Here is a 15,671-nt window from a genome sequence, read left to right as displayed (position 1 = left end):
TGCCGACCATGCCTCGCAGCAAGAGCAGTTCCCGCTGGCTGCGGGAGCATTTCGATGACGTCTACGTCAAAAAAGCCCAGGCCGAGGGCTTGCGGTCGCGCGCGGTGTTCAAGCTCGAAGAATTGATCGAGCGGGACCACTTGCTGAAGCCCGGCATGCGCGTGGTGGACCTTGGTGCAGCCCCCGGCGGCTGGTCGCAGCTGGTCCGGCAGCGGCTGGGCGATAACGGCACGGTCGTGGCTTTGGATATCCTGCCGATGCAGGGCATCGCCGGGGTCGATGTCATGCAGGGTGATTTTCGTGAAGAAAGCGTTCTGAGGGCGCTGGAGTCGCGGCTGGGTGGCCAGAAGCTCGATCTTGTGCTGTCGGACATGGCCCCCAATATGAGTGGTGTAGCACTGGCCGACCAGATCCGTGCCATGGATCTGGCGGAACTGGCGCTTGATTTCGGCAGGCACTGGCTCAAACCGGGCGGAGCGTTTCTAATCAAGCTGTTTCAGGGAACAGGCTTCGACGATTACCTGCGCAGCTTGCGTGCGGAGTTCGCGCGCGTAAGTATGCGTAAACCTAAGGCCTCACGCGCGCGTTCGCGTGAGGTATATGCGCTGGCTACCGGGTTCAGACCTGGCGGCCGGCCAACTGGCGAGAACCGCGCATGAACGAAACATGGAAAACTCTGTTGCTCTGGCTGGTGATCGCAGTGGTCCTGATCACCGTATTCCAGAGCTTCAACCCGCACGGTGGCGCCTCTTCGGACCTGCCATACAGCAGCTTCGTGCAGAGCGTGGATAGCGGCAATGTCGCTACCGCCACGATCAGCGCCGAAAATCCGGCCACCATCAGCGGCAAGCTGAAGGACGGCAGCAATTACCGCACGGTCGCACCGGTGCTCGGCTTCTCCACCAGTTCGGTGGTCAAGCAGATGCAAGATAAGAATGTCACGGTCACCCAGGATTCCGGTACCGGCTTCTCGCTGATCGGCCTGCTGGTGAACTGGCTGCCGGTGATCCTTATCGTGGGCGTGTTCATCTGGTTCATGCGCCAGATGCAGCAGGGCGGCGGCGGGCGCGGCGCGATGAGCTTCGGTCGCTCGCGTGCCAAGCTGCAGGGCGAGGATCAGGTCAAGGTCAATTTCAGCGATGTCGCCGGCTGCGACGAAGCGAAGGAAGAAGTCGGCGAACTGGTCGAGTTCCTGCGCGATCCCGGCAAGTTCCAACGCCTGGGTGGCAAGATACCGCGCGGCGTGCTGATGGTCGGCCCGCCCGGCACCGGCAAGACGCTGCTCGCCAAGGCGATCGCCGGCGAAGCCAAAGTGCCGTTCTTCTCGATTTCCGGTTCCGACTTCGTCGAAATGTTCGTCGGCGTGGGCGCCTCGCGCGTGCGCGACATGTTCGACCAGGCCAAGAAACATGCGCCGTGCATCATCTTCATCGACGAAATCGATGCGGTGGGTCGTCATCGCGGCGCAGGTCTCGGCGGCGGTCATGACGAACGCGAGCAGACGCTCAACCAGCTGCTGGTCGAGATGGATGGTTTCGAAGGTACCGAGGGCATCATTGTCATCGCTGCCACCAACCGTCCGGACGTGCTCGACCCCGCGCTGTTGCGCCCGGGACGATTCGACCGCCAGGTGGTGGTCGGCTTGCCGGACGTGAAGGGCCGCGAGCAGATCCTGAAAGTGCATCTGCGCAAAGTGCCGACCGCCAGCGATGTGGACGCCATGGTGATCGCGCGCGGCACGCCGGGGTTCTCCGGCGCCGACCTTGCCAATCTTGTCAACGAGGCGGCCTTGTTTGCCGCGCGCGAAAACGCCCGCGAAGTGCGTATGACGCACATGGACAAGGCACGCGACAAGATCTTGATGGGCACCGAGCGCCGCTCGATGGCGATGAGCGAGGACGAGAAAAAGCTCACCGCATACCATGAGGCTGGCCATGCCATTGTCGGCCGTCTCGTGCCCGAGCACGATCCGGTCTACAAGGTGACCATCATTCCGCGCGGCCGGGCGTTGGGCGTGACCATGTATTTGCCGGAGGGCGACAAGTACAGCATGAACAAGCTGGCGATCGAATCGCAGCTGTGTTCGCTATATGGCGGTCGCGTGGCGGAAGAGCTGATCTTCGGGAACGACAAGGTCACCACCGGTGCTTCGAACGACATCGAGCGTGCCACCAAGATGGCCCGCAACATGGCGACCAAGTGGGGTCTTTCCGACGAACTGGGTCCGGTCACTTACGGCGAGGAAGAGGACGAGGTGTTCCTGGGCCGCTCGGTGACGCAGCATAAGAACGTTTCCAACGAGACAGCGCGCAAGATCGATGAAGTGGTACGCGAAATCCTCGATCGCGCGTATGCGCGCAGCAAGCAATTGCTGACCGACAACATCGACAAGCTGCATGTCATGGCGGACGCCTTGCTGCAGTATGAGACCATCGACGCACGACAGATCGACGACATCATGTCCGGTCGTGTTCCAGGTCCTCCTGCGGACTGGTCCAAGACTTCATCGCCTGGTTCATCGGTACCGCCGCCGCCGCCACGTGGTGATGCCGGCGCCAAGGTGGGAGATCCGGCGACGCAAAGCCGGATTTGAAACGCTCTCGGATGAAAAAACAGGCCGCCCTTCTCGGGCGGCTTTTTTTTATACCGCAGGACTGGTGCCAGGCACGATGCTGATCTTCGATGCCACTGCCATCCGGTCTCTAGAGAACAGTGAGCACTGCTTCCGGCGGGCGGCCGATAACTGCTTTGTTGTTGGCGACGACGATAGGGCGCTCGATTAATTGCGGATGCTTTGCCATCGCGGCGATCAATGCGTCCTCGGTTAGCGAAACATCATCCAGACCAAGCTCTTGATAGGTAACTTCGCCACGACGAAGCAGCTGGCGCGCTGGCATGTCGAGTTGCCGCAGCAAAGTTTTCAACTCGGCTGCGCTGGGCGGCGTATCCAGATAATGGATGACCTCAAAGGGTACGCCGTGTTGCTCAAGCAAGCTCAACGCGCTGCGCGATTTCGAGCAGCGGCTGTTGTGATAGATGCGGATCATCGGCGGCGCCGGCCGCATGCTCAGCGATTGCCGGAACGGTTACCGCCGCCACCGGGCCGGCCGCCACCGGGCGGTCGGTTGCCACGGCCCTGCGGCCTGCCGCCCTGGCCCTGGCCCGGACGATTGCCCCGATTGCTGCGACCGGCATTGGCACCAGCATTGCCGCCGGCGTTGAAGCCGCTGTAGGGAGCCGCATTGCCGCCGCCACCGCCACCGCGACGATTGCCATAGGCATTCGCGCCGCTGCTGGCGCCGGTGCGACCGCCTTCACGGCTTTCGCCAGCGAACCAGGTGCGTGCCGGCGGCAATTCCTGGCCCGGGCCGATGCCGCGCTTCTTCTTGTGGCCAGCGTTTTTCTGTGGCCGTTCCGGGCGGGCGACGTTGCCGTTCACTTCGCGATTCGGATTGGGTCGGCGGCGTTGCTGCTTGCCGCGTGCGGGCTCTTCGCGGATACGATCGAATGCGCGCAGTTCGCGGGCTTCGTCGTGATAACCGCTGCTCCATGCTGCCCCGGCGCCTTTTTCCGGCCGATATTCGGTGACGTTGCGCGGCGCGCGGCGCTGGTGCAGTACCGGACTGAGGGTGAGCACCGGTTGCGGGGCGCCGAGCCCGGCCGCTTTGCGCAGTTCCTTGACGGACTCCTCGCCCAGCGTTTCGCAATCTCCACGGCGCAGCATGCGCGGCAGTTCGATGCCGCCATAGCGGATGCGCTTGAGGCGGCTGACCAAGAACCCCTGGGAGTCCCACAGCCGGCGCACTTCGCGGTTGCGACCTTCGCGGATCACCACGCGGAACCAGCTATGGCTGCCACCCCGGCTGATGATGGCGATCTCGTCGAAGCGGGCAGGGCCGTCTTCCAGTTCCACGCCTGCCTTGAGCTTTTCGATCACTTCATCGGGTACTTCGCCATGCACGCGGCAAAGGTATTCGCGCTCCAGCCCGCTACGCGGATGCATCAGTGCGTTGGCAAGTTCGCCGTCGGTGGTGAGCAGCAACAGCCCGGTGGTGTTGATGTCCAGGCGGCCTACCGCGACCCAGCGCGCGCCTTTCAGGCGTGGCAGCTGCTCGAACACGGTGGGGCGGCCTTCGGGGTCTTCGCGCGTGGTCACCACGCCTTCGGGCTTGTGATAGACCAGCACCTCGGCGTCGTCACGGTTATCGGTGGCGACGACGAATTGTTTGCTATCGATCGTTATGCGATCACCGGCGCGGACGCTGGCGCCAATGCTGGCAGCGGTGCCGTTGACTTCAACTTCGCCGCCCTGGATGCGCTGCTCCAGCATGCGGCGCGAGCCGAGGCCGGCGTTGGCGAGCACCTTATGCAGGCGCTCTTCGATCGGGGGAACGTTTTCAGGCGACGTGGCGCGCTTGAGACTCAATACGGATTTTTGCGGCGCATTCATGCGCGGTACTCCTCGGTGTCTTGCTCGGCGGAGCCTTCATCGGCATCCGCATGGTCCGCTGCCTCGTCGGCAGTGGAAGGATGGGTTTGGGTGACGACATCCGCATCGGCGCAGTCATCTTGATCGTGATGATGCGCGGCAGAATCGTCGGCCTGGAGCGGTTGCTGCTGGCGGTCGTGGTCGGCTGCGTCGTCATCGGCAGGCTGTTCGTTGCCGGATTCTTCGTGATCGCGCGTCGTGGTGGCGTCAGCCTGCGCATCGTCCGTGTGCGGTTCGCTTTCTTGCTCCACGCCTGCGTGTATCTCGCCGGTAGCGGTATCGCCTTCGCTTTCGACGTCTTCGGCATCCGGATCGATCGGCAGATCACGGATGACGCGCGGCGGGAATGGCTCATCGTCCAGGCGCAGTTGCGGGTCTTCCATATCGCGGATATCGGAGAGCGGCGGCAGCTCGTCCAGCGATTTGAGATTGAAGTAATCGAGGAAGCCCCGCGTAGTGCCGAACAAGGCCGGCTTGCCCGGGACGTCACGATGGCCGACTACCCGGATCCATTCACGTTCTTCCAGCGTCTTGATGATGTTGGACGACACCACCACGCCACGGATCTGTTCGATTTCCGGACGTGTGATCGGCTGCCGGTAGGCGATCAGCGCCAGGGTCTCCAGCAACGCGCGCGAGTAGCGGCTGGGTTTCTCGCTCCACATGCGCGATACCCAGGGATGTACCTCCTGGCGAACCTGATAGCGAAAGCCCGAACCCACTTCCTTCAGTTCCACGCCTCGTCCGCCACAATCCTCGGCCAGCGCTTCCAGTGCCATGGCGACCTGCGCCCGGTCGACTTCGTCTTCCTCGGCAAACAGCTCGCCCAGTTGCGTCACGCTCAGCGGTTGGCTGGCGGCCAGCAGCGCGGCCTCGATAATCGATTTGAGTTGCTCGATCTGCATAGCCTTAGGATCAGGTGTCCATGACAGGTTGCGCGCCTTGCGGCTGCGGATGACCGGTTATTCGCCGCCGGACGCGGCGTGTTGCTCTTCTTCGAATGCATCGTCGTCGGCCGCCAGTTCTGCTTCTTCCTCCGCCGAACTGGCATTGGCCTTCACATAGATTGGTGCCAGCGGTTCTTCCTGCACGATGTTGATCAGGAACTCCTTGGCCAGCTCCAGCATAGCCAGGAAGGTAACGACGACGCCAAGGCGGCCTTCGGTGGCATCGAACAGGCTTTCGAAACGGTGGAACTGATCGCCGTCAAGGCGGCTCAGCAATTCACCCATGCGCTGGCGCACACTCAGCGCTTCGCGCTTGATCGCATGGTGCCCGAATAGTTCGGCCCGATGCAGCACATCCTTGAGCGCCAGCAGCATTTCCTTCAGATCCAGCGGAGGCGGCAACTTGATCACGTTGCGTTCGCCCACGTCGGCCTGCACGGTGACCGTATCGCGTTCCAGCCGGGGCAGGGCGTCGATATCCTCGGCAGCCTTCTTGAAGCGTTCGTATTCCTGCAGGCGCCGGACCAGTTCAGCCCGTGGATCCTCTTCCAGCCCCTCTTCCGTGGGAGGACGTGGCAGCAACAGCCGCGACTTGATCTCGCCGAGGATGGCTGCCATGAGCAGGTACTCCGCGGCCAGCTCCAGGCGCATCACATCGCGCATCATGTCGATGTATTCCATGTATTGCCGGGTAATTTCGGCAATCGGAATATCGAGAATGTCGAGATTCTGTCGACGGATCAGATACAGCAGCAGATCCAGCGGCCCCTCGAATGCCTCAAGGATGACTTCCAGCGCATCCGGCGGGATGTACAAATCCTGCGGCATTTGCAGGATCGGTTCGCCGCGCACGATGGCCAGCGGCATTTCCTGCTGCTGGGGCACCCCGGCGAACGCATCTTGCGCTGCTTGTATAGGCTGAGACTCGGTTGGCTCAGTGCTCATCAATGCATATCGTTGGACCGCTCGGCATCAGCTGGCGGTTCATTCTGTTGACGATCAGAACCTTTCTCCCATTACGTGACCGGAGAATGGTTCATGCCCGGAAGGCCTCACGATTAATCAGGCATTCCCATGAAGCCAATCTGCTCGATGCCCAGCCGGGCGTGCGGTTTTCCCGCGATTGCTGGACCTGATGAAGCCACGCGGCGTGGTTCGGTCAGGTAGGCGGTCGCTGGATGCCGGGTCGGGTAGTGCTGGAAACGATCAGGCAGAAACCATGCGTGACGCCGCTGGCGTCGCCCGCGATTCGTAAGGTCGGCTGAGTACATCGGGTGAAAGCCATTCCAACCGGGGCTCCCGGTGGCCATCCGTGCATGGCTCCACACGCGGGTTACAGATTAGCTGCAGTCCTGCGGCATGTCCAGCGAGTGCTTCAACTGCCGTAGAGGGTGGCAGGACGCGGCGATGCGCGCCATTGCGTGCCGGGGCAGCATGTGACCCGCTGCGTCTGCCGTCGACGCGGGTATCGCTGAAAACAGGCGTGATCGACGAATGAAACGTTGCGGTGGCCGTGGCATGCGGCTTGCTTCATCATACGCGGATATCGGGGCCAATACCGGCGGCTAGTACCGAGGAAGGCGATGGGGCGCGGGTTTCGCTGCGTAGGCCAATCCGGGTGTGAGGCCGTGGTGCGCGGGCAGGGAGTTAAGAAGCATGACGACAATGGGTGACAACGCCACGGACGGTTCCGACAAGGAGCATCTGCGTCCTGCGCGCATGCGCATCAAGACCACGGTCTTGATGAGCCATGGCAACGAATCCTACCCCACCGACCTGATCGACATCTCCGCCACCGGCGTGCTGCTGCGCCGTCCGCGTGAATGGGGCGGCCAGGCCGGCGAAAGCTGGATATTGGACATGATCTTTGGCCAGGACCTGCACATCCACCTCGAAGCCAAAGTGGCGCGTGTCTCGGAACGGCACATCGGCTTCGCCTATACGCACATCCCAGAAGACAAGCAGGTGCCGCTGTGGAACCTGCTGGGTGGCTATGCCGACATCCTGGAAATGTGGCACGACGGCGGGCCGTAAGAAGCGCGGAGCAAGGCCGCCCTGTTTCATCTTTCTCTTCAGCCGGCAACCGCTTGCTTCTTCTCGTCCCGCAGTTCACGGCGCAGGATCTTGCCCACATTGCTCTTGGGTAGTGCATCGCGGAATTCGATGACCTTCGGCCGTTTGTAGCCGGTGAGGTTTTCCCGGCAGAACTCTTTGAGTTGTTCCACCGTAAGGTTCGGATCCTTGCGAACCACGAACAGCTTGACCACCTCGCCGGAATGTTCGTCGGGCACGCCGACCGCCGCCACTTCGGCGACGCCCGGATGTTTCATCACCGTGTCCTCGATCTCGTTGGGATACACGTTGAAGCCGGACACCAGGATCATGTCCTTCTTGCGGTCGACGATATAGACAAAGCCTGCATCGTCCATGCGGCCGATATCGCCGGTACGCAGCCAGCCATCGCTGCTGAGCACCTTGTCGGTTTCGCCCGGCTGATTCCAATAGCCCTTCATGACCTGCGGACCCTGGATACAGATTTCCCCGACTTCGCCGATGCCGAGCTGCCTGCCGTCCTCGTCCTGGATGCTGATGGCCGTGGAAGGAATGGGCAGGCCGATCGAACCGCTGAAATGCGCGCCGTCCACCAGCGGATTGATGGTTGCGACCGGCGAGCTTTCGGTCATGCCATAACCTTCGATCAGCGCACAGCCGGTGACTTTCTCCCACTTCTCCGCTACCGCGCGCTGCACGGCCATGCCGCCACCGAAGCTCATGCGCAAGCTGGAAAAATCGACCTGGTCGAAACCCGGCGTGTTCAACAGGCCATTGAACAAGGTGTTGACGCCAGTGATCGCGGTAAAACGGATTTTGCCAAGCTCCTTCACGAAACCCGCCATATCGCGTGGATTGGTGATCAGGATGCTACGGCCGCCAAAGCGCAGGAAGATGAAGCAATTACAAGTTAGCGCGAAGATATGATACAGCGGCAAGGCCGTAATGATGGTTTCCTCGCCCGGCTTGATCTTTGCACCGAACCAGGCGCCGGCCTGCAACATATTTGCGATCATGTTGGCATGCGTGAGCATGGCACCTTTGGCCACCCCGGTGGTGCCGCCGGTGTATTGCAGGAACGCGATATCGCCATGTGTAACTGTTGGCTTCGGCAGCGCGTAGTTCGTGCCTGCGGCAAGTGCGCTCTTGAAACGTACCGCGTGCGGCAATTGATAGGGCGGCACCATCTTCTTGACATGCTTGAGCGCGAAATTGATCAACGCGCCCTTGGCGCCCAGCAGGTCGCCGATGCCGGTGGTGATGATGTGTTTGACACTTGTCTCGGCGACCACCTGCTGCAGGGTCGACGCGAAATTGTCGAGCACCACGATGGCCTGCGCATCGGCATCGACCAATTGATGCTTGAGTTCGCGCGCGGTGTACATCGGGTTGGTATTGACCACCACCAAGCCGGCGCGCAGGGCCCCGAACAGGGCGATGGGATACTGCAACACATTGGGCAGCATGATCGCGATGCGATCGCCCTTGGAAAGCTTGAGCTCCCCGGTGAGATAGGCGGCGAATTTGCCGCTCAGCGTATCGATGTCGCCATAACTCAGGCTCTGGCCAAAATTGGAAAAAGCGATGCGCTGGCGATAGCGTTCAAATGCCTCTTCCAGCACGGCGACCACCGACGTGTACTGGTTGATGTCGATCTCTGCGGGTACGCCATCCGGATAATGACTCAGCCACGGATGCAGATTGCTCATGTTCGATCCCAAGCTCCAGTAGTGAATGCCGATGGTGGCGATGACATGTATCGGGCATCATGCGGGCGAGGCATTGGAGCATACGCCAGCGTATAGCGGCAAGCCGCGTTGCAGCGAGGTCCAGGTATGCCAAAGAAGGTGCGACGAGCTGGATTTTTTTGCCTGCTGGTGCTGTTGCTTGGCGCCACCGGATGCCGCCGCGCGCCGGACGAAGCGCAGATCCGGCAGGCTATCGAGATGGCCGTGCAAGCCACCGCAAAGGGCGATGCATCGGCAGTGGTGGACCCGCTCACCTCGGATTTTGACGGCAACCATGGCGTAATGAGTCGCGAAGACCTCGGCAATTTGTTGCGGGTGGCCAAATTGCGCGGCGAAACCTTGCATGCGGCAGTTGGAACGATAGACGTCCTGCCGCGCGGCGAACGGTATGTGGCGGACTTCACCGTCACCTTGGCCCGTGGCGGCACATGGCTGCCTGCGCAATGGGACGTGTACAAGGTAGAAACAGCCTGGCGCCGGGAGGGGCGCGATTGGCGATGTTATGAGGCGACCTGGGTGCGGCAGTTCTGAGGTCTGTTCGCACTGTTGGCGTAGCCCGCGTTGGCGCCGCGGCTGTCAGGCGGCGGTGTTTGGCGCAGGCCTGGCGGTTGCCAGGGCGCCGCGCACTGCGGAAGTAAGCGCCGCACGGCGGCGGCGCTTACTTGCGGCGGTATCGAGAGAGCGTCAGGCCGCTTTCTTCCTGGCCAACTGGCGCAGCACGTATTGCAGGATGCCGCCGTGGCGGAAGAACTCGCGTTCCTTGGGCGTCAGCAGCAGCACTTTTACCGTGAAAGTCTTCTCGCCCTTGTCGCTCTTGGCAATCACCTTGGCTTCCTTCGATTCGCCGTCCTTGAGGCCGACGATTTCGAAGGTTTCCTTGCCGGTGAGGCCTAGCGACTGCGCGTTCTCGCCATCCTTGAACTGCAATGGCAGCACGCCCATGCCGACCAGATTGGAGCGATGGATGCGCTCGAAGCTTTCGGCAATCACCGCCTTCACTCCGAGCAGCAAAGTGCCCTTGGCCGCCCAGTCGCGCGAGGAGCCGGTGCCGTATTCCTTGCCGGCGAGCACGATCAGCGGCGTCTTGTCCGCCTTGTACTTCATGGCCGCATCGTAAATGGCCATCTGTTCGCCGCCCGGCACGTACAGCGTATAGCCGCCTTCCACGCCATCCAGCATCAGGTTCTTGATACGGATGTTGGCGAAAGTGCCACGCACCATCACGTCGTCATTGCCGCGGCGTGAGCCGTAGGAATTGAAATCCTTCGGTTCCACGCCCTTGGAAACCAGGAAACGCCCGGCGGGACTGTCCTTCTTGATCGAACCGGCTGGCGAGATATGGTCGGTGGTGATCGAGTCGCCGAAGACGCCCAGGGCGCGGGCGCCATGGATATCCTCGATCTTGCCCGTCTCCATGGTCATGCCGTCGAAGTAGGGCGGATTCTTGATGTAGGTGGAATCGCTCCACGCATAGACCGAACCGTCCGGCGAAGCGATGTGGTTCCAGCGGCTGTCCCCCTTGAACACATCGGCGTAGTTTTTCTCGAACATGGCCGGGCTGATGGCACCGGCAATCACATCGGAGATTTCCTGGTTGCTCGGCCAGATATCCTTCAGGTACACCGGTTTGCCGTCGCTGCCGGTGCCGATCGGATCCTTGGCAAGGTCGACGTCCAGCGAGCCGGCCAGGGCATAGGCCACCACCAGCGGCGGGGAAGCGAGGTAATTCATTTTCACTTCGGGATGCACGCGACCTTCGAAGTTGCGATTGCCGGACAGCACGGAGGCCACGGCGAGGTCGCCGTCGCTGATCGCTTTGCTGATTTCCTGCGGCAACGGACCGGAATTGCCGATGCAGGTGGTGCAGCCGTAGCCGACAATGTAGAAACCGAGCTTTTCCAATTCCTTCAGCAGACCGGTCTTTTCGAGGTAGTCGGTGACCACCAGCGAGCCGGGGCCGATGGAGGTTTTCACCCATGGTTTGGCCTTCAGTCCTTTCGCCGCTGCTTTCCTGGCAAGCAGGCCCGCGCCCAGCATCACCGCCGGATTGGAGGTGTTGGTGCACGATGTGATCGCGGCGATGACCACCGCGCCGTCCTGCAAATGAAAGTTCTCGCCATGCATCGACACATGCTGGCCCTTGCCCAGCGTGCTGGTGTCATGGCCCACGGCAGTGCCGCCGCCTTCACTGGCGAAACGTGCTTCGCTGCCGTTCTTGCGGTTGACGGTGAGCGCGCCCAGGCTGTCATGAAAACTCTTTTTCACGTCTTGCAGCAGTACCCGGTCCTGCGGACGCTTGGGGCCGGCCAACGATGGCCTCACGTCGGCAAGATCGAGTTCCAGCGTAGAGGTGAAATGCGCATGCTGCGTATGTTCGTCGTGCCACAGGCCCTGTGCCTTTGCATAGGCTTCGACCAGCTTGATCTGCTCATCGCTGCGGCCGGAAAGATGCAGGTAATTGAGTGCCTCCTGGTCGATCGGGAAAATGCCGCAGGTCGCACCATATTCCGGCGCCATGTTGCCGATGGTGGCGCGATCGGCCAACGGCAGGTGCTTGAGGCCATCGCCGAAGAATTCGACGAACTTGCCCACTACGCCGAGCTTGCGCAGCACCTGGGTAACAGTAAGCACCAGGTCGGTGGCGGTGACGCCTTCGGACAGCTTGCCGATGAGCTTGAAGCCCACTACCTGCGGAATCAGCATCGAGGATGGCTGTCCCAGCATCGCCGCTTCCGCCTCGATACCGCCCACGCCCCAGCCCAGCACGCCAATCCCGTTGATCATGGTGGTGTGCGAGTCGGTGCCGAACACGGTATCCGGATACAACCACTGCGCACCCTCTTTTTCGCCGGCAAATACCACGCGGGCGAGATGTTCCAGGTTCACCTGGTGCACGATGCCGGTGCGTGGCGGCACTACCTTGAAGTTATTGAAGGCTTTCTGTCCCCAGCGCAGGAAGGAATAGCGTTCCTGGTTGCGTTCGAATTCAATCTCGACATTCTTTTCGAGCGCCGATGCGGAACCGTAGACGTCCACTTGCACCGAATGGTCGATAACCAGTTCGGCTGGCGCCAGCGGATTGATCTGCTTGGCGTCGCCGCCCAGTTTCACTACCGCATCGCGCATCGCGGCCAGGTCGACCACGCACGGCACGCCGGTGAAATCCTGCAGCACCACGCGCGCGGGCATGAAGGAAATCTCGGTATCCGGCTCGGCCTTGGGATCCCAGGTGGCGACCGCTTCGATTTCCTTCTTGGTAACGTTGACCCCGTCCTCGTGGCGCAACAGGTTTTCCAGCAGGATCTTCATCGAATAGGGCAGGTGCTTGAGGTCGAAGCGCTGGCCGAGCTTGGTGAGGCTGGCGATCTGGTACGAGCTGCCGTTGACATCGAGGGTGTCGCGGGTGGCGAATGAATCCAGCATGGGCGTAGCTCCTGTTGCTTGAAGTCGGTCGGATGCGCGTGGCGCAGCCATCGGATGCTAGTGCAGCGAACGTTAGGGGAATTGCAAGAAGCGCCTTGCGTTGGGGAATGCGGCGGAGTTTGGGGCAAATCGCCAGGCGTGCAAGCGGCTTTCGAGCCATTTCAGCACGAGGCGATTGCAAGATTTCGAACGCTGCCGGAAACGCCGTCTCCGATTGCGGTGATTGCGTGGCGACTGGCAAAATACGCGGCTGGAGCAGAGCCCGAAAGCGGCACAGGAGCAGGGTTTTCCCGCCTCCCAGGCCCAGGCAGCGGCCGTGCCGAATCGAATCACCTGGGAGGGCATCCGCAACTGGCGGAAGCACTTCCTTTTTGCCAGCCACAGGACGAGATCACATGCTCAACGCCTATCGCCAACATGCCGCCGAGCGCGCCGCGCTGGGAATTCCCCCGCTGCCGCTGTCGGCCCAGCAGACCGCCGACCTGATCGAACTGCTGAAGAATCCGCCTGCGGGTGAAGCAGCGTTTCTTGTCGACTTGATCACTAACCGCGTGCCGGCTGGCGTGGATGATGCGGCCAAGGTCAAGGCGTCTTATCTGGCGGCCGTAGCATTTGGCACCGAGCGCTGTGCGCTGGTCAGTCGCGAAAAGGCCACCGAGCTGCTGGGCACCATGCTCGGCGGCTACAACATCCAGCCGTTGATCGAACTGCTCGACGACGCGCAAGTAGGCGGCATTGCGGCTGAAGCGTTGAAGAAGACGCTGCTCATGTTCGACGCCTTCCACGATGTAAAGGAAAAGGCGGACAAGGGCAACGCGAATGCCAAATCGGTGCTGCAGAGCTGGGCCGACGCGGAATGGTTCACCAGCCGTCCGCAGGTGCCCGAGAGTCTCACCGTCACGGTGTTCAAGGTGCCGGGCGAAACCAATACCGACGACCTGTCGCCGGCGCCCGATGCCACCACGCGACCGGACATTCCGCTGCACGCGCTGGCGATGCTGAAAAACCAGCGCGACGGCGCGCCATTCCAGCCGGAAGAGGATGGCAAGCGCGGTCCGATCCAGCAGATCCTCGACCTCAAGAACCAGGGCCACCTGGTGGCTTATGTCGGCGATGTGGTCGGTACCGGCTCCAGCCGCAAATCCGCCACCAATTCGGTGCTGTGGTGGACCGGCGAGGATATTCCGTTCATCCCCAACAAGCGCTTCGGCGGCGTATGCCTCGGTTCCAAGATCGCCCCGATCTTCTACAACACGATGGAAGATGCCGGCGCGCTGCCGATCGAGCTGGATGTATCGCAGATGGACATGGGCGACGTGGTCGAGCTGCGTCCCTACGAAGGCAGGGCATTGAAGAACGGCCAGGTGATCGCCGAGTTCCAGGTGAAGTCCGACGTGCTGTTCGACGAAGTGCGCGCCGGCGGCCGCATTCCGCTGATCATCGGCCGCGGCCTCACCGCCAAGGCACGCGAAGCACTCGGACTGCCGCCGTCGAACCTGTTCCGCCTGCCGCAGAATCCGGCCGATAGCGGCAAGGGTTACACGCTGGCGCAGAAGATGGTCGGTCGCGCCTGCGGTCTGCCGGAAGGCAAAGGCGTGCGCCCGGGCACTTACTGCGAGCCGAAGATGACCTCGGTGGGTTCGCAGGACACCACCGGCCCGATGACCCGTGACGAACTGAAGGACCTGGCGTGCCTGGGCTTTTCAGCCGACCTGGTGATGCAGTCGTTCTGCCACACCGCCGCCTATCCCAAGCCGGTAGACGTAAAGACCCACCACGAACTGCCGGGGTTCATTTCCACGCGCGGTGGCATCGCCTTGCGTCCGGGCGATGGCGTGATCCACTCCTGGCTCAACCGCATGCTGCTGCCCGATACGGTCGGCACCGGTGGCGATAGTCATACCCGCTTCCCGATCGGCATCTCCTTCCCGGCCGGTTCCGGCCTGGTGGCGTTCGCTGCCGCCACCGGCGTGATGCCGCTGGATATGCCCGAATCGGTTCTGGTGCGCTTCAAGGGCGAATTGCAGCCGGGCGTGACGCTACGCGACCTGGTCAACGCGATTCCGCTGTATGCCATCAAGCAGGACCTGCTCACCGTGGCCAAGCAGGGCAAGAAGAACATCTTCTCCGGCCGCATCCTGGAAATCGAGGGCTTGCCTAACCTGAAGGTAGAGCAGGCGTTCGAACTCTCCGATGCCTCCGCGGAGCGTTCGGCCGCCGGCTGCACCGTGCATCTCAACAAGGAGCCGATCATCGAGTACTTGAACTCGAACATCACCTTGCTGAAGTACATGATCGCCCAGGGTTACCAGGACGCACGCAGCCTGCAGCGCCGTATCAAGGCCATGGAAGCATGGCTCGCCAACCCCCAGCTGCTGGAACGCGATGCGGACGCCGAATACGCGGCCGTGATCGAGATCGACCTGGCCGACGTGCATGAGCCGATCGTCGCCTGCCCGAACGATCCGGACGACGTGAAGACGCTGTCCGACGTGGCCGGCGCGGCTATCGACGAAGTCTTCATCGGTTCGTGCATGACCAACATCGGCCACTTCCGTGCCGCTTCGAAACTGCTGGAAGGCAAGCGCGATATCCCGACCAAGCTGTGGGTGGCGCCGCCGACCAAGATGGACCAGAAGCAGCTGACCGAGGAAGGCCATTACGGCGTACTCGGCACGGCTGGCGCGCGCATGGAAATGCCCGGTTGCTCGCTGTGCATGGGCAACCAGGCGCAGGTGCGCGAGGGCGCCACCGTGTTCTCCACCTCCACCCGCAACTTCCCCAACCGTCTGGGCAAGAATTCCAACGTGTATTTGGGTTCGGCCGAACTGGCGGCCATCTGCTCGCGTCTTGGCCGTATTCCGACCAAACAGGAGTACATGGCCGACATCGGCGTGATCAACGCCAACGGTGACAAGATCTATCGCTACATGAACTTCGACCAGATTGCCGATTTCAAGGAAATGGCGGACACCGTCGAAGCATAAGTAACTATGCCTCTCCTCCCGGAGA

General features: G+C 61.8%; 11 protein-coding genes. 5 read left to right on the top strand and 6 right to left on the bottom strand.

Annotated features, from left to right (window positions below; genetic code table 11):
* The first annotated feature begins 8 nt into the window (after positions 1-8).
* Both rlmE and ftsH read left to right on the top strand, forming a co-directional pair.
* A complete protein-coding gene (rlmE, locus tag ISP15_RS00770; RefSeq protein ID WP_404543976.1) occupies positions 9-659 on the top strand; it encodes a 23S rRNA (uridine(2552)-2'-O)-methyltransferase RlmE in 651 nt (216 codons plus the stop codon).
* A complete protein-coding gene (gene ftsH / locus ISP15_RS00765; protein WP_404543972.1) occupies positions 656-2,593 on the top strand; it encodes an ATP-dependent zinc metalloprotease FtsH in 1,938 nt (645 codons plus the stop codon). Before rlmE ends, ftsH begins: the two co-directional genes overlap by 4 nt.
* Before the next feature lie 109 nt (positions 2,594-2,702).
* Here the strand turns inward: ftsH and arsC are convergent, their stop codons facing one another.
* Genes arsC through ISP15_RS00745 form a run of 4 tightly spaced genes read right to left on the bottom strand, consistent with a single transcriptional unit; the run spans position 2,703 to position 6,381 of the window.
* Complete coding sequence (gene arsC / locus ISP15_RS00760) at positions 2,703-3,047, bottom strand: arsenate reductase (glutaredoxin) (RefSeq protein ID WP_404543969.1); 345 nt, start codon at positions 3,045-3,047, stop codon at positions 2,703-2,705.
* Between the two features lie 20 nt (positions 3,048-3,067).
* Positions 3,068-4,450, bottom strand: coding sequence for a pseudouridine synthase (locus ISP15_RS00755; protein WP_404543967.1), 1,383 nt, complete (start codon positions 4,448-4,450; stop codon positions 3,068-3,070).
* Positions 4,447-5,394 carry an SMC-Scp complex subunit ScpB gene (scpB, locus tag ISP15_RS00750; protein WP_404543964.1) on the bottom strand — a complete coding sequence of 316 codons (948 nt, stop codon included), beginning with the start codon at positions 5,392-5,394 and terminating at the stop codon, positions 4,447-4,449. The genes ISP15_RS00755 and scpB overlap by 4 nt, the downstream gene beginning before the upstream one ends.
* A 57-nt stretch (positions 5,395-5,451) precedes the next feature.
* Positions 5,452-6,381, bottom strand: a complete 930-nt coding sequence (locus tag ISP15_RS00745; RefSeq protein ID WP_404543961.1) for a segregation and condensation protein A — start codon at positions 6,379-6,381, stop codon at positions 5,452-5,454.
* A 711-nt stretch (positions 6,382-7,092) separates the two neighbouring features.
* Between ISP15_RS00745 and ISP15_RS00740 the strand changes: the two genes are divergently transcribed.
* Positions 7,093-7,470, top strand: coding sequence for a PilZ domain-containing protein (locus ISP15_RS00740; protein ID WP_404543958.1), 378 nt, complete (start codon positions 7,093-7,095; stop codon positions 7,468-7,470).
* Between the two features lie 38 nt (positions 7,471-7,508).
* On the opposite strand, the gene ISP15_RS00735 is transcribed toward ISP15_RS00740, so the two are convergent.
* The gene (locus ISP15_RS00735; RefSeq protein ID WP_404543956.1) at positions 7,509-9,197 is read right to left on the bottom strand and encodes a long-chain-fatty-acid--CoA ligase; all 1,689 of its coding nucleotides are present in this window, start codon (positions 9,195-9,197) and stop codon (positions 7,509-7,511) included.
* Positions 9,198-9,323: 126 nt separating this feature from the next.
* Here ISP15_RS00735 and ISP15_RS00730 point away from each other — a divergent pair, with 126 nt between their 5' ends.
* Entirely contained in the window at positions 9,324-9,767 is a 444-nt protein-coding gene (locus ISP15_RS00730) for a hypothetical protein (RefSeq protein WP_404543954.1), read from the top strand.
* 153 nt (positions 9,768-9,920) lie between these two features.
* On the opposite strand, the gene acnA is transcribed toward ISP15_RS00730, so the two are convergent.
* Positions 9,921-12,659 carry an aconitate hydratase AcnA gene (acnA, locus tag ISP15_RS00725; protein WP_404543952.1) on the bottom strand — a complete coding sequence of 913 codons (2,739 nt, stop codon included), beginning with the start codon at positions 12,657-12,659 and terminating at the stop codon, positions 9,921-9,923.
* A gap of 395 nt (positions 12,660-13,054) precedes the next feature.
* Here acnA and acnB point away from each other — a divergent pair, with 395 nt between their 5' ends.
* Positions 13,055-15,646, top strand: a complete 2,592-nt coding sequence (acnB, locus tag ISP15_RS00720; protein ID WP_404543949.1) for a bifunctional aconitate hydratase 2/2-methylisocitrate dehydratase — start codon at positions 13,055-13,057, stop codon at positions 15,644-15,646.
* Positions 15,647-15,671 lie beyond the last annotated feature (25 nt).

It is taken from the genome of Dyella jejuensis (assembly GCF_044904675.1).
GTDB classification, from domain to species: domain Bacteria; phylum Pseudomonadota; class Gammaproteobacteria; order Xanthomonadales; family Rhodanobacteraceae; genus Dyella_B; species Dyella_B jejuensis.
The sequence above is the reverse complement of the archived record's forward strand: the minus strand, read 5'-3'. Positions and strand labels throughout refer to the sequence as shown.

What these genes read in the sequence shown, in the direction of transcription:
- rlmE (WP_404543976.1), top strand. Translation starts at nt 9, where the DNA reads ATGCCTCGCAGCAAGAGCAGTTCCCGCTGGCTGCGGGAGCATTTCGAT.
- ISP15_RS00735 (WP_404543956.1), bottom strand. Translation starts at nt 9,197, where the DNA reads ATGAGCAATCTGCATCCGTGGCTGAGTCATTATCCGGATGGCGTACCC.
- ISP15_RS00745 (WP_404543961.1), bottom strand. Translation starts at nt 6,381, where the DNA reads ATGAGCACTGAGCCAACCGAGTCTCAGCCTATACAAGCAGCGCAAGAT.
- arsC (WP_404543969.1), bottom strand. Translation starts at nt 3,047, where the DNA reads ATGATCCGCATCTATCACAACAGCCGCTGCTCGAAATCGCGCAGCGCG.
- ftsH (WP_404543972.1), top strand. Translation starts at nt 656, where the DNA reads ATGAACGAAACATGGAAAACTCTGTTGCTCTGGCTGGTGATCGCAGTG.
- scpB (WP_404543964.1), bottom strand. Translation starts at nt 5,394, where the DNA reads ATGCAGATCGAGCAACTCAAATCGATTATCGAGGCCGCGCTGCTGGCC.
- acnA (WP_404543952.1), bottom strand. Translation starts at nt 12,659, where the DNA reads ATGCTGGATTCATTCGCCACCCGCGACACCCTCGATGTCAACGGCAGC.
- ISP15_RS00730 (WP_404543954.1), top strand. Translation starts at nt 9,324, where the DNA reads ATGCCAAAGAAGGTGCGACGAGCTGGATTTTTTTGCCTGCTGGTGCTG.
- ISP15_RS00740 (WP_404543958.1), top strand. Translation starts at nt 7,093, where the DNA reads ATGACGACAATGGGTGACAACGCCACGGACGGTTCCGACAAGGAGCAT.
- ISP15_RS00755 (WP_404543967.1), bottom strand. Translation starts at nt 4,450, where the DNA reads ATGAATGCGCCGCAAAAATCCGTATTGAGTCTCAAGCGCGCCACGTCG.
- acnB (WP_404543949.1), top strand. Translation starts at nt 13,055, where the DNA reads ATGCTCAACGCCTATCGCCAACATGCCGCCGAGCGCGCCGCGCTGGGA.